The sequence below is a fragment of the Actinoplanes sp. M2I2 genome (assembly GCF_023544445.1).
GTDB lineage: Bacteria > Actinomycetota > Actinomycetes > Mycobacteriales > Micromonosporaceae > Actinoplanes.
Genome location: NZ_JALPVJ010000009.1, coordinates 93,292 through 105,726, shown reverse-complemented (window position 1 = coordinate 105,726; position 12,435 = coordinate 93,292). Strand labels below are relative to the sequence as shown.

The following is a 12,435-nucleotide window of genomic DNA, read 5'->3' as shown; positions in this document are numbered from 1 at the left end:
TTTCCGACCAAGGCTGAGGCACGAGGGGCCGAGACGCCGATGCGGCTAGCGCGCGAGCGCCTTTCCCGTACGGAAGGAAGTCGCGGTGCGTTGCGAGGGCACGCTGCCGCCGTGAGCGAAGAGCGTAGGGCTGGCCGCCCGGCGCAGCACCGTCCGCGCGACCGAGCCGAGCAGGCCCGTGTCGTGCCGCCCGCGCGGGCCCAGCACGGTGAGCCGGGCCTGGCTGGAGGCCTGCACCAGGGCGGCGGCGGGCGTGCCGGTGAGCAGCCGGAGCCGGTGGTCGGCCAGTTCGGGGACGGCGGCGACCGCGGCGGCCAGGAGGTCGCGGCCCTTCCGCTCGGCCGCGGGGCCGGCGCCCTCGATCACGTGGGCGACGACCACGCCGACGTTGCGGCGGGCGCCCTCCGCGGCCGCCAGGTGCAGGCCCAGCAGCGCTCCCGGCGAGCCGTCGACCGCCGCGAGGATCGGACCGGCCTTGGGTCGCGGGCCCCGGGCCACCAGCACGGGGGACCAGGCCCGGGCGACCGTCTGCACCAGCACCGATCCGGAGGGCAGCCAGGGCAGGGTGGCCAGGTCGTCGTCGCCGAGCACCAGCAGCTCGGCGGTGCGGCTCAGCCGTAACAGCACCTGGTCGGCCGGCCCGTCGACGACTTGGCCCTGCGCGCGGACGCCGGGTGTGGAACGCTGGGCAGTGGCGACGGCCGCTTCGACGATCCGGGTGGCTGTCCGCCGGGCCCCGTCGTAGTCGTGGTTCTGGTCGGGGTAGTTCAGATCAGGGTGAGGGTTCGACCACGTGAAAGCGTGCACGATGCGGAGCTCGCGGCCCCGCGACACGGCTTCCCGGGCGGCCAGGCGCACGGCGGCCAGGCCGGCTGAGGTGCCGGTGACCCCCACCACCACTGGAGACGGACTCGGATTCGGCATGTCTCGCACCTCCGGTTCGACTACAACCATTATCTATACAAAGGCGCCACTCTTCGTGATCAATCCCTCAGCAGGGATCCGCCTGATGACCCATTCAGGTTGAGGGTTTACGGTGAACTACAAAATTTGTGGGACATCTGCCGGTGAAGTGAGGGAAATACATGACGGATGTCAAGCTCGACCACCCTGGTGGCCAGCTGTCGATGCCGGTACGCGAGGCGGTCGAGGGCCCGGGCGGCATCGACGTCAGCGCCCTCCTCAAGGAGACCGGCTTCGTCACCCTCGACCAGGGTTTCGTCAACACCGCTTCGACCACGTCGACGATCACCTACATCGACGGTGACGCCGGCATCCTGCGCTACCGCGGTTACCCGATCGAGCAGCTGGCCGAGCGGTCGTCGTTCCTCGAGGTCTCGTACCTTCTGATGCACGACGCGCTGCCGACGCCCCAGCAGCTCAAGGACTTCGCCGACAAGATCCGCGTGCACACCCTGCTGCAGGAGGAGATGCGCGCCTTCTTCTCCGGGTTCCCGCGCGACGCACACCCGATGGCCGTGCTCTCCTCGGCCGTCACCGCGCTGTCGACCTTCTATCAGGACGCGCTCGACCCGCTCGATCCCGAGCAGGTCGAGATCTCCGGCATCCGGCTGATGGCGAAGCTTCCGACGATCGCGGCGTATGCGTACAAGAAGTCCATCGGGCACCCGCTGCCGTACCCGGACAACAGCTTCGACTACGTCGAGAACTTCCTGCGGATGACGTTCGGCCTGCCCACGGTGCAGTACGACGTCGATCCCAAGGTCGCCAAGATCCTGGACATGCTGTTCATCCTGCACGCCGACCACGAGCAGAACTGCTCCACGTCGACCGTGCGCCTGGTCGGCTCGGCGCAGGCCAACCTGTTCGCGTCGGTCTCGGCCGGCATCAACGCGCTGTCCGGTCCGCTGCACGGCGGGGCCAACGCGGCCGTGCTCGAGATGCTCGAGCAGATCCGCAAGGACGGCGGCGACGTCAACTCCTTCGTCACGCGAGTGAAGAACAAGGAGAAGGGCGTCAAGCTGATGGGCTTCGGCCACCGGGTCTACAAGAACTACGACCCGCGCGCCGCCATCGTGAAGAAGGCCGCCCAGGAGATGTTCTCGACGCTCGACCGCCCCGACCCGCTGCTGGAGATCGCGTTCCAGCTCGAGGAGATCGCGCTCAGCGACGAATACTTCGTCTCGCGCAAGCTCTACCCGAACGTCGACTTCTACACGGGCCTCATCTACAAGGCGATGGGCTTCCCGACCAAGATGTTCACGGTGCTGTTCGCGCTGGGCCGCCTGCCCGGCTGGATCGCCCAGTGGACCGAGATGATGAACGACCCGGGCAACAAGATCGGCCGCCCGCGCCAGCTCTACACCGGTGCCGCCGAGCGCGAGTTCGTGGCGATCGACAAGCGCTGACACCGACGATCTACCAACGCCCCGTCCGGCCTCTGCCGGGCGGGGCGTTCGTCATACGATCGCTGTGGGTTCACGAATTCTCAGGGGAGTAAGAATCACATGGAGACGTTGGAGTTCCAGGCCGAGGCCCGGCAGCTGCTGCAGTTGATGGTCCACTCGATCTATTCGAACAAGGACATCTTCCTGCGGGAGCTGATCTCGAACGCCTCGGACGCGCTCGACAAGCTGCGTCTGGCCACACTGCAGGACGGTCTCGAGGCGGACGCCTCCGACCTGCACATCGAGCTGGCCGTCGACACCGAGGCCCGCACGCTCACCGTGCGCGACAACGGCATCGGCATGACCCGCGAGGAGGTCGTCGAGCTGATCGGCACGATCGCCAAGTCGGGCACCGCCGAGCTGCTGACCAAGCTGCGCGAGGCCAAGGAGAGCCCGGAGCTGATCGGCCAGTTCGGCGTCGGCTTCTACTCGACCTTCATGGTCGCCGAGAGGGTCACCCTGGTGACCCGCAAGGCCGGCACCGAGGGGCACGGCACCCGCTGGGAGTCGGCCGGCGAGGGCACCTTCACGATCGACGAGGCGCCGGACGCCTCGATCGGCACGAGCGTCACCGTCCACCTGCGCCCCAAGGACGAGGAGGACGCGCTCTACGACTACACGGACAACTGGAAGATCCGCGAGATCGTCAAGAAGTACTCGGACTTCATCTCGTTCCCGATCCGGATGGGCGACGACACGCTCAACTCGATGAAGGCGCTCTGGGCCCGGCCGCGCTCGGAGGTGTCCGACGAGGAGTACCACGAGTTCTACCGGCACATCAGCCACGACTGGTCCGAGCCGCTCGAGATCATCAACATGCGGGCCGAGGGCACGTTCGAGTACGAGGCTCTGCTGTTCCTGCCGTCCCGCGCCCCGCACGACCTGTTCCAGCGCGACGCCGCCCGGGGCCTGCAGCTCTACGTCAAGCGCGTCTTCATCATGGACGACAGCCGCGAGCTCATCCCCGACTACCTGCGCTTCGTCAAGGGCGTGGTGGACGCGGCCGACCTGTCGCTGAACATCTCGCGCGAGATCCTGCAGCAGGACAGGCACATCCAGATGATCCGCCGCCGGCTGGTCAAGAAGGTGCTGTCCACGGTCAAGGACCTGCTGAACAACAACCCCGAGAAGTACGCGACGTTCTGGCGCGAGTTCGGCCGGGCGGTCAAGGAGGGTCTGCTCAACGACCCCGACAACCAGAAGGCCATCCTCGACGTCGCCACCTTCGCCTCGACGGCCGGCACCGAGCCGACCACGCTGGCCGCCTACCTCGAGCGGATGAAGGAGGGCCAGGACGAGATCTACTACCTGACCGGCGACAGCCGTTCGCAGGTGGAGAACTCGCCGCACATGGAGGCGTTCCGCGAGCAGGGGTACGAGGTTCTCGTGCTCACCGACCCGGTCGACGAGATCTGGGTCGAGGCGGTCCCCGACTACGACGGCAAGAAGCTGCAGTCCATCGCCCGCGGCTCGGTCGACCTGCCCAAGGACAAGGAGGAGCCCGAGCCCGAGGGCGACTTCGCGCCGATGCTGACGTTCCTCAAGGAGCAGCTGACCGAGCAGGTCAAGGACGTACGCCTGTCGCACCGCCTCACCACCTCGGCGGCCTGCCTGGTCAGCGACGCCGACGACATCACGCCCGCGCTCGAGAAGATGTACCGGGCGATGGGGCAGGAGGGCCCGCGGGTCAAGCGGATCCTCGAGCTGAACCCGAACCACCCGCTGGTCAGCGGCCTCCGCACGGCCCACGAGCAGCGGGCCGACGACGCGGCGCTGCCCGAGACGGCCGAGCTGCTCTACGGCACGGCGCTGCTGGCCGAGGGCGGCGACCTGGAGGACCCGGCGCGCTTCGCCAAGATCCTGGCCGACCGCCTGGCCCGCACCGTCTGACGGCGACGCCCGGCTACAGCCGCCGGAGCCAGTTCCGGGGGCCGGGGTGCACGACGCGCACCCCGGCCACCCGGATCGCCTCGGTCAGGGCCGCCTCCATCGTGGACCCCTGGTGCAGGGCGAAGGCGAGCGCGCCGTGGAACGCGTCCCCGGCGCCCGCGGTGTCGGCGGCGTCGACCGGCGGGACGGCAATCGAGCGCGACACCCCACCGGACGACCAGGACACCGGGCCGGGGCCGTGCGTGACGACGACGTGCGGGGCTTCGACGGCGCCGCCGGGCGGGCAGAAGGCGGCCGAGCAGGCGACCACCTCGGCGTACGGCAGAAGGTCGGCGAACACCGGCCGCCACGTTCCCGCGTCCACGACCAGGCGCCGGGCCGAGCGGGCGGCGGCGACGGCGAGCACCGGGTGATGCCCGTCCACGAGGGTCACCGCGGCCTCCGGCAGACCCCCTTGCGGTACGCCGACCAGCAGCTCACCAGCATTGCGGCTGACGATCGTGCGCTCGCCGGTGCCGTCGGCCACCACGATGCTCGACACCGGCGGCAGCCCGCCGGACGCCCGGGCCGCGTCGATGACCCGTACGCCGTGGTCCTCCAGATCGGCCCGGACCAGGTCACCCAGCGGGTGCGAGCCGATCGCCGTGATCAGGGTGACCGGCGCGCCCAGCACGGCCGCCGTGACCGCGGCGTTGGCGGCCGGGCCGCCGGCCGCGACCTCGAACGACGTGGCCTGCGCCTTCTCGTCCGGGCCGGGGATCCGGTCGACGCGGTAGACCAGGTCGACGGTGGCCAGGCCGACACACAGGATCATCGCGGCGCCGGAGTCGCGCCCGGTCGTCCGCCGGCCCGACGGGACGGGCCCGGTGCGTCGGCGGCGACCGGCTCCCCACCGGGCGGCACGCGCTCCAGGACGGCCTGCCACTGCGCGGCGGTGAGCGGGAACGGGTTGCTGCCGGCCGGCATGCGCAGCACGAGCGCGTCCCGGAACCGGTCGTCGGCCCGGAGCTCGTCGCGTCCGATCAGGCGGTCGGTGAACGTGCGCATGAAATCGACGGTGATGAGCCTGTCATGAGGCGCCTCGGTGATGGTGCCGACAGCCGCCACCCCGCCGCCACGCCCGCTGAGCCAGAGCCCCACGTCGTCGCCGGCCGTGATCAGCTCACGGTAGCGGCGGACCGTCCACTCGCCGCTGCCGCAGGTGCCGCGGGCCGGGTTGTGCTGCAGAAGCCAGTGCGCCATGAGTCCAGTGTGGTGCTCAGTCCGACAATTCCCGCAGGAAGACGCCGATGTTGCGGAACACCTCGGCGAAGCCGTCGCCGATGCTTCGCGCGATCTCCGCCGCCGGCCCCGGGTTGGTGCCGATGTAGAAGATGATCAGGACGAGCACGATCCAGCCGATGGCCTTCTTCATCAGATCGGCTCCCTTCCCGGGCCGGGCGACTGCCTACATGATCGTGGCATGCCCGCGCACCCCTTCGGCGCACTTTCACCCGCGCGGCGCGAAGAGGACCTGCGCATTCGTCCAGCAGACGGCCCGCAGCCAGTCGTCGCCGAGCTCCAGGCGGGCCAGTGACTCCAGCTGGTGCTCGTACGGATACGGAATGTTCGGGAAGTCGCTGCCGAGCAGAACCTTGCCGCCCAGGCCGAGCTCGCGCAGCCGGGGGAGCAGCCCGCGCGGATAGGGCGCCATCTCCTCGAAGAAGTCGGTGAACGCCATCGTGGTGTCGAGCCGGACGTTGTCGTAGCGCTCGGCCAGCTCGAGAAACCCCTCGTACTCGGGGGCGCCCGCGTGGGCCACGATCACGCCGAGGCCGGGATGGCGGGCCAGCACCTCGCCGATCGGCCCCGGACCGGTGAAGCCGGCCGGGACCGGACCGGAGCCCGCGTGCACGACGACCGGGGCGCCGGCCTCGGCGAGCAGTCCCCAGGCCGCGTCCAGCTCCGGCTGCCGCGGGTCGAAGCCGCCCACCTGCAGGTGCACCTTCCAGACGCGCGCGCCTCGATCAAGGGCTTCCCGCGTGTACGCGGCCACACCCGCCTCGGGGAAGAAGGTGGCACTGGGCAGGCAGCCCGGGGTGCGCGCGGCGAAGCCGAGCGTCCAGTCGTTGAGGTCGGCGGCCATGTGCGGCCGGTGCGCGTACGCCAGCGCACTGAACATCGACACCCCGAGGCCGCGCAGGATGCCGACGCGCTCCTGCTCGTCGCCCCGGTAGGTGATCGGCCAGGGCCGGCCGATCAGCGGGCCGGCCCGGTCGAAGTGCTCCCACACGCGGCGCTGCATGCGCGGCGGCAGGAAGTGCGTGTGCACATCGGCGAGCCCGGGGAGGCCGAAGCGTTCGATCACATCGGCAGTCTACGTGTTGACAGTTACTCCGAAATGACAGCTACTATCAAAACATGTTGACTTCCACTTCGCGCTGGTTCGCGCTCGCCGCCCTGGCGCTCAGCACCCTCGCGGTCGCCCTGGACACCACGGTGCTCAGCGTCGCCCTGCCCACCCTGGCCCGCGATCTCGACGCCGGCACCGGTGACCTGCAGTGGTTCACCACGGCCTACCTGCTCGTGCTGGCCGCGGCCCTGCTCCCGGCCGGTCTGCTGGGCGACCGGCTCGGCCGCCGGCGCCTGCTGATCGGGGCCCTCCTGCTGTTCGGCGCGGCCTCCGTCGCCTGCGCCTACGCGCAGACGTCCGGCCAGCTCATCGCCGCCCGCGCGGTGCTCGGCCTCGGCGCCGCCGCGATCATGCCGCTCTCCGGGGCGGTGCTCACCGTGCTGTTCCCGGCGGGCGAGCGGTCCCGGGCCATGTCGATCTGGGTCACCGCGAGCGCTCTCGGCATCCCGCTCGGCCCGCTGCTCGGCGGTTGGCTGCTCGACAACTTCTGGTGGGGGTCGGTCTTCCTCATCAACGTGCCGGTCGTGATCGCCGGCGTGATCGCGCTGACGCTGTGGCTGCCCGAGTCGCACGGGGCCCGCTCCCGCCTCGACGTGCCCGGCCTGGTGCTGTCGACGGCCGGGCTGGTCGCGGTCACCTACGGCATCATCGAAGCCGGCGAGCGGGGCTGGTCGGACGTCCGGTCGCTGATCACCGTCGCGGCCGGGCTGGTGTCGCTGACCGTCTTCGTGCTCTGGCAGCGCCGCGCGGCGAACCCGCTGATCGATCTCGCCCTGTTCCGCAACCGGGCCTTCACCGGCGGCGCGGTGCTCGCCACGGTGGCCAGCTTCGCGATGCTCGGCCTGCTGTTCTCGCTGCCCCAGTTGTTCTCGGCGGTCGGCGGTCAGGACGCGTTCGGCTCGGGCCTGCGGCTGCTGCCGGTGATCGGCGGTCTCATCGTCGGCGCGCGCCTCGCCGAGAAGCTCTCCCGGCGACTCGGCGCCCGGCTGGTGATCGCCGGCGGACTCACCATGATCGCGGTCGCGTCGCTGCTGGGCGCGCAGACCACCGCGACCACGGGTTACCCGTACATCGCCGGGTGGATCACCCTCACCGGGCTCGGGCTGGGGCTGACGATGCCGCCCGCCCTGGACGCGGCGCTCGGCGCGCTCACCCCGGAGACCAGCGGTGTCGGCAACGCGTTGCTGCAGGCTCTGCGTCAGGTCGGCGGGGCCATCGGGGTGGCCGTGCTGGGCACGGTGCTCAACTCGGCCTACCGCGAGCACGTGCCCGCGGTGGCCGCCGACAGCGTCACCTCCGGCGTGGCGGTCGCGCGCCGGCTGGGCGACGACGGGCTCCTGGCCTCGGTGCGCGAGGCCTTCGCGTACGGGATGGAAAGGTCTCTGCTGGTGGCCGGGTCGCTGGCCCTGGCCGGGGCGGTGCTCGCGCTGGTGGTCATGCCGAAGCGTGCCGCCGAGCCGCAGCCGGAGGTGCTGGCAGAATCACTGCTATGACCACTGAGGTGCCCGCCGGGCTGCGCGAGCGGAAGAAGGCCAGGACTCGCGCGGCCATCCGGGACGCCGCGATGCGGTTGTTCACCGAGCAGGGCTACGCGGCGACCACCGTCGAGCAGATTGCCGAGGCCGCCGAGGTCTCGCCGAGCACGTTCTTCCGCTACTTCCCGACCAAGGAGGACGTCGTGCTCACCGACGACGTCGACCCGGCGGTCGTGGCGGCGATCCGGGCCCAGCCGCCGGAGACGCCCGTGGTCGACGCCGTGCTGGCCGGCATGCGGCAGGTGTTCGAGCAGCTCACCGAGGAGGAGTGGGCCGGCGAGCGGCGGCGGCAGCGGCTCTTCGACGAGGTTCCCGACCTGCGGGCCCGCCAGCTGCAACAGACCGTCGCCGCCGTCGACCTGCTGGCCGGGGTGATCGCCGAACGCCTGGGCCGGCCGGCCGACGCCGACGAGGCCCGGACACTGGCCGGCGCGCTGGTCGGCGTGACCCTGACCTTTCTGCGCCCCGGTGAGGCGGTCAGCTTCCACCTGGAGGACTTCGACCGGGTCAGGCGGGCCTTGATCAGCCTGCGCGACCATCTCGCCCCCTTGTAATCATCAGACGTATCGACCGGACGGTCCCCGCACCGCGATTGAAGGACATCGGGCCGGGTAAGCGCGCGTTCATGACAACCCTGGCCGCCGAGGCCATCACCAACGCCGGAACCGGTCAGCTCGTCCTGGCCGCCGTCCTGGGCATCGTGGTCGTCGTGCTGCTCATCGCCTGGGCGAAATGGCATCCGTTCCTGGCCCTGATCCTCGGCTCGGCGACGCTCGGACTGGTCGCCGGCGCCTCACCGGGCGACACCATCGACTCGTTCACCGCCGGGCTGGGCAGCACGGTCGGCAGCGTCGGCCTGCTCATCGCGCTCGGCTCCATGATCGGCGCGCTGCTGGCCGAGTCGGGCGGGGCCGATGGCATCGTGAACCGCATCGTCAACAGCGTCAGCGGCTCGGCCCTGCCGTGGGCGATGGCCGGCGTGGCCGCGCTGATCGGCCTGCCGCTGTTCTTCGAGGTCGGCGTCGTGCTGCTGGTGCCGATCGTGCTGCTGGTGGCCCGGCGCACCGACATCGGCCTGCTGCGCGTCGGCATTCCCGCGCTGGCCGGGCTGTCGGTCCTGCACGGCCTGGTGCCGCCGCACCCCGGCCCGCTCGTCGCCATCGCCAACCTCAACGCCGACCTGGGCCTGACCCTGCTGTTCGGCATCATCTGCGCGATCCCGACGGTCATCATCGCCGGGCCGGTCTTCGGCAACTGGATCGCCAAGCGGGTCCCGCTGGCCACGCCCCCGCTGCTGGCCGCCGTCGGGGCGGGTGGGGGACCGACCGGTGGCGGACCTGAGGGCGGACGCGACTTCGTCGACCGGGACGACGTCGCCAACCCCGGTGCGGAGGGACCCCACGAGCCCACCGACGCGCAGTTGCCGCGGTCCCGGCGCAACCCGGGCTTCGCGGCGGCGGTGCTGACCGTGCTCGTGCCGATCGTGCTGATGCTCGCCCGCGCCATCGCCGAGCTGGTGCTGGCCGAGGGCAACAGTGTGCGGGGGTTCTTCGAGGTGCTCGGCGAGCCGGTCGTCGCCCTGCTCCTCGGCGTCCTGCTGGCCATGTGGACCCTCGGCAAGAGGGCCGGCTTCAACCGTCAGCAGACGTCGGCCGTGCTCGGCGGCGCGCTGCCCCCGATCGCCGGCATCCTGCTCATCGTGGCCGCGGGCGGCGGGTTCAAGCAGGTGCTGGTCGACGCCGGGGTCGGGAACGTGGTCGCGGACGCGGCCAAGGACGCCAACATCAACGCGCTGGTGCTCGGCTTCCTGGTGGCGGTGGGGATCAGGGTGGCGACCGGGTCGGCCACCGTGGCGACGATCACCGCGGCGGGCATCGTGGCGCCGCTGGCCGCCACCCTGGACAGGCCGACGGTGGCCCTGCTGGCACTGGCCATCGGGGCCGGGTCGCTGTTCTTCTCGCACGTCAACGATGCGGGGTTCTGGCTGGTCAAGGAGTACTTCGGGATGACCGTGGGCCAGACCGTGAAGACCTGGTCGGTGATGGAGACGATCATCTCGGTGGTCGGGTTCGGCTGCGTGATGCTGCTGAGTCTGGTCGTTTAGGGAGTCGGTGCCGGCGTGGCGGTCAGGCCTGATGGAGGCCGGCCGCCGCGAGGGCGGTGTCGGCGGCGTCGCGGAGGACCGACTCGTCCATGCCGGCCTCGGTCAGTGCCTCCATGCCGCGGAGCACCGCCAGGAGATGGTGGGCCGTCCGCTGAGGATCACGGTCGCCGGGGATGTCGCCGGCGGCCTGGGCACTCTCCACCTCGGCCCGCAGGAGGCCGGCGAGCATGGTGAACGTCTGCCGTGCCCGGAGGGCGACCTCGGTGTTCGTCGCGGCCAGCTCCGCGGTCGCCTTCGCGAGCAGGCAGGCGCGGTGCGGGCCGGGTGCGGCACCGGCGGCGACCATCATGTCGAACAGAGCCCGCAAACGGGTGGCCGCCGACGAGTCCGGGCCGCTCAGGCGCTTGCTCAGACCGGCCGTGACGTTCGCGCAATAGCCGTCCAGGACCCGCTGGAACAACGCCTGCTTGTCGCCGAAGGCGCCATACAGGCTGCCCTTGCCCAGGTTCGTCGCCCGCATCAGGTCGTCCAGTGACGTCGCCGCGAAGCCGGAGGTCCAGAACGCCTCCGTCGCGGAGTGCAGCACCTGTTGCTCATCGAACTTCCGGGGCCGGGCCATGCGGCCAGGATATTTGTTCTGGACCGAACGGTCAACATATGGTTGTATCTGACCGCACGGTCCATAACAGCAGGGAGCGACAACTCATGACTGAACTCGACGGCAAAGTGGCCCTGGTGACCGGTGGCGCGTCCGGCATCGGCCTGGCGGCGGCCACCCTCTTCGCGGCCGAAGGCGCCCGGGTCTTCATCACCGGCCGCCGGCGGGCCGAGCTCGACGCGGCCGCCGAGAAGATCGGCGCCACCGCGATCCGCGCGGATGTCGCCGACCTGGACGATCTCGACACGATCGCGGCCCGCATCGCCGACAGCACCGGGCGGCTGGACGTGCTGTTCGCGAACGCGGGCGGCGCCGACATGCTCGCCCCGGTCACCGTGTTGCCGCCCGAGAGCTTCGACTACATCTTCGGCATCAATGTCCGCGGAACCGTGTTCACCGTGCAGAAGATGCTGCCGCTCATGCCGGACGGGTCCTCCATCGTGGTGACCGGCTCGTCGTCGGCCAGCCGCGGAAACCCCGGATTCGGCACCTACTCGGCCTCCAAGGCGGCGATCCGGCAGTACGCCCGGGTCTGGGCCGCCGAGCTGGCCCCCCGCCGTATCCGGGTCAACGTCCTGGTCCCCGGCCCGACCGACACTCCCGGCCTGCGCGGCATCGCAGGCGATGACCAGACGCAGGTCGCCGCCCTCCTGGCGGAGATGGCCGCCACCACGGCCCTGCGCCGGGTCGCCGACCCGGCCGAGATCGCGCAGGCGGCGCTGTTCCTCGCCGGCGACCGATCCAGCTTCATGACCGGCAGTGAGCTGTTCGCCGACGGCGGCGAGGTCCAGGTGTTCCCCGCCGCCGTCTCTTGAGCCTTGCTCAGGGGGTGGCCTCGCCGTGGTGCTGGACGAGGATGGGCTGAACGATCGCGGTTTCTCGGGGTGGGGGGCGGCGCAGCTTGAACGGCGTCTGGAAGGTGCCGCCGGCGGCCGCGCTTCAGGAGGATTGCTTCCTGGGGGTGGCGCCAGGCGGTCGCGATCCCGATCTCGGACCTGGCGGTGAGGCGGGCTTAGGTGTCGCCGTTGCGCCGGTGGGTCAGGGCTGGCAGGGGCCGGTGGGTCAGGGCTGGCAGGGGCCGGTGGGTCAGGGCCGGCAGGGGCTGGTGGCCGGCGTCGTCCTACGTGGACATCGCCATTCCGCCCCGCCGATGACCTGCACCGTCACGATGGAAGGCTCATTGTTGTCGGGGGTGGACCTCAGGGCTCTGCCCCGAACCCCGGCCATCGCTGGAGATCTCTCTGGCGATGGTTGCGGTGGGGGGCTCGGGGGATCTCCGGGCGGCGGCTGCCGTAGCGAATCGCAAGCTGAGGGAAGCCGCAACCAAACCCCGGTTGCGGCTTCCCTCACCTCGCGATGAGCTTGGGCTGCCGTCGCCCGGAGATCCCCCGAGCCGGGGGGCGGGCTGTAAAGAACGTGGGCTGCACGATGCTTGTTCCTGCCCGCAA

General features: G+C 70.8%; 12 protein-coding genes. 6 read left to right on the top strand and 6 right to left on the bottom strand.

Translation table 11 applies throughout. From position 1 onward, the window contains the following. Positions 1 to 45: 45 nt before the first annotated feature. Entirely contained in the window at positions 46 to 924 is an 879-nt protein-coding gene (locus HJC40_RS19655; protein ID WP_250002618.1) for a universal stress protein, read from the bottom strand. Between the two features lie 161 nt (positions 925 to 1,085). Between HJC40_RS19655 and HJC40_RS19650 the strand changes: the two genes are divergently transcribed. Together HJC40_RS19650 and htpG are read left to right on the top strand one after the other, a co-directional pair. Beyond that, positions 1,086 to 2,369: a citrate synthase gene (locus HJC40_RS19650; protein WP_250002617.1), complete on the top strand. Its 1,284-nt coding sequence runs from the start codon at positions 1,086 to 1,088 to the stop codon at positions 2,367 to 2,369. A gap of 99 nt (positions 2,370 to 2,468) precedes the next feature. Further along, the gene (htpG, locus tag HJC40_RS19645) at positions 2,469 to 4,298 is read left to right on the top strand and encodes a molecular chaperone HtpG (RefSeq protein ID WP_250002615.1); all 1,830 of its coding nucleotides are present in this window, start codon (positions 2,469 to 2,471) and stop codon (positions 4,296 to 4,298) included. Between the two features lie 13 nt (positions 4,299 to 4,311). Here the strand turns inward: htpG and HJC40_RS19640 are convergent, their stop codons facing one another. The 4 genes from HJC40_RS19640 to HJC40_RS19625 form a co-directional block, all read right to left on the bottom strand. Next, positions 4,312 to 5,112, bottom strand: coding sequence for a PfkB family carbohydrate kinase (locus HJC40_RS19640; protein ID WP_250002614.1), 801 nt, complete (start codon positions 5,110 to 5,112; stop codon positions 4,312 to 4,314). Then, complete coding sequence (locus tag HJC40_RS19635) at positions 5,109 to 5,540, bottom strand: EVE domain-containing protein (RefSeq protein WP_250002612.1); 432 nt, start codon at positions 5,538 to 5,540, stop codon at positions 5,109 to 5,111. Before HJC40_RS19635 ends, HJC40_RS19640 begins: the two co-directional genes overlap by 4 nt. Positions 5,541 to 5,556: 16 nt before the next feature. Next, the gene (locus HJC40_RS19630; protein ID WP_250002611.1) at positions 5,557 to 5,712 is read right to left on the bottom strand and encodes a hypothetical protein; all 156 of its coding nucleotides are present in this window, start codon (positions 5,710 to 5,712) and stop codon (positions 5,557 to 5,559) included. Between the two features lie 75 nt (positions 5,713 to 5,787). After that, positions 5,788 to 6,645 carry an amidohydrolase family protein gene (locus tag HJC40_RS19625; RefSeq protein WP_250002610.1) on the bottom strand — a complete coding sequence of 286 codons (858 nt, stop codon included), beginning with the start codon at positions 6,643 to 6,645 and terminating at the stop codon, positions 5,788 to 5,790. A 53-nt stretch (positions 6,646 to 6,698) separates the two neighbouring features. On the opposite strand from HJC40_RS19625, the gene HJC40_RS19620 reads away from it, so the two are divergent. The 3 genes from HJC40_RS19620 to HJC40_RS19610 all read left to right on the top strand — a co-directional run bounded on the left by HJC40_RS19620 (position 6,699) and on the right by HJC40_RS19610 (position 10,329). Then, positions 6,699 to 8,183: a DHA2 family efflux MFS transporter permease subunit gene (locus HJC40_RS19620; RefSeq protein ID WP_250002609.1), complete on the top strand. Its 1,485-nt coding sequence runs from the start codon at positions 6,699 to 6,701 to the stop codon at positions 8,181 to 8,183. Next, positions 8,180 to 8,779, top strand: a complete 600-nt coding sequence (locus tag HJC40_RS19615) for a TetR family transcriptional regulator (protein ID WP_250002608.1) — start codon at positions 8,180 to 8,182, stop codon at positions 8,777 to 8,779. Before HJC40_RS19620 ends, HJC40_RS19615 begins: the two co-directional genes overlap by 4 nt. A 71-nt stretch (positions 8,780 to 8,850) precedes the next feature. Then, entirely contained in the window at positions 8,851 to 10,329 is a 1,479-nt protein-coding gene (locus HJC40_RS19610; protein WP_250002606.1) for an SLC13 family permease, read from the top strand. A 22-nt stretch (positions 10,330 to 10,351) separates the two neighbouring features. Here HJC40_RS19610 and HJC40_RS19605 read toward each other — a convergent pair whose 3' ends face one another. Then, complete coding sequence (locus HJC40_RS19605; protein WP_250002605.1) at positions 10,352 to 10,948, bottom strand: TetR/AcrR family transcriptional regulator; 597 nt, start codon at positions 10,946 to 10,948, stop codon at positions 10,352 to 10,354. An 86-nt stretch (positions 10,949 to 11,034) separates the two neighbouring features. Here HJC40_RS19605 and HJC40_RS19600 point away from each other — a divergent pair, with 86 nt between their 5' ends. Then, a complete protein-coding gene (locus HJC40_RS19600) occupies positions 11,035 to 11,802 on the top strand; it encodes an SDR family NAD(P)-dependent oxidoreductase (RefSeq protein WP_250002603.1) in 768 nt (255 codons plus the stop codon). Positions 11,803 to 12,435 lie beyond the last annotated feature (633 nt).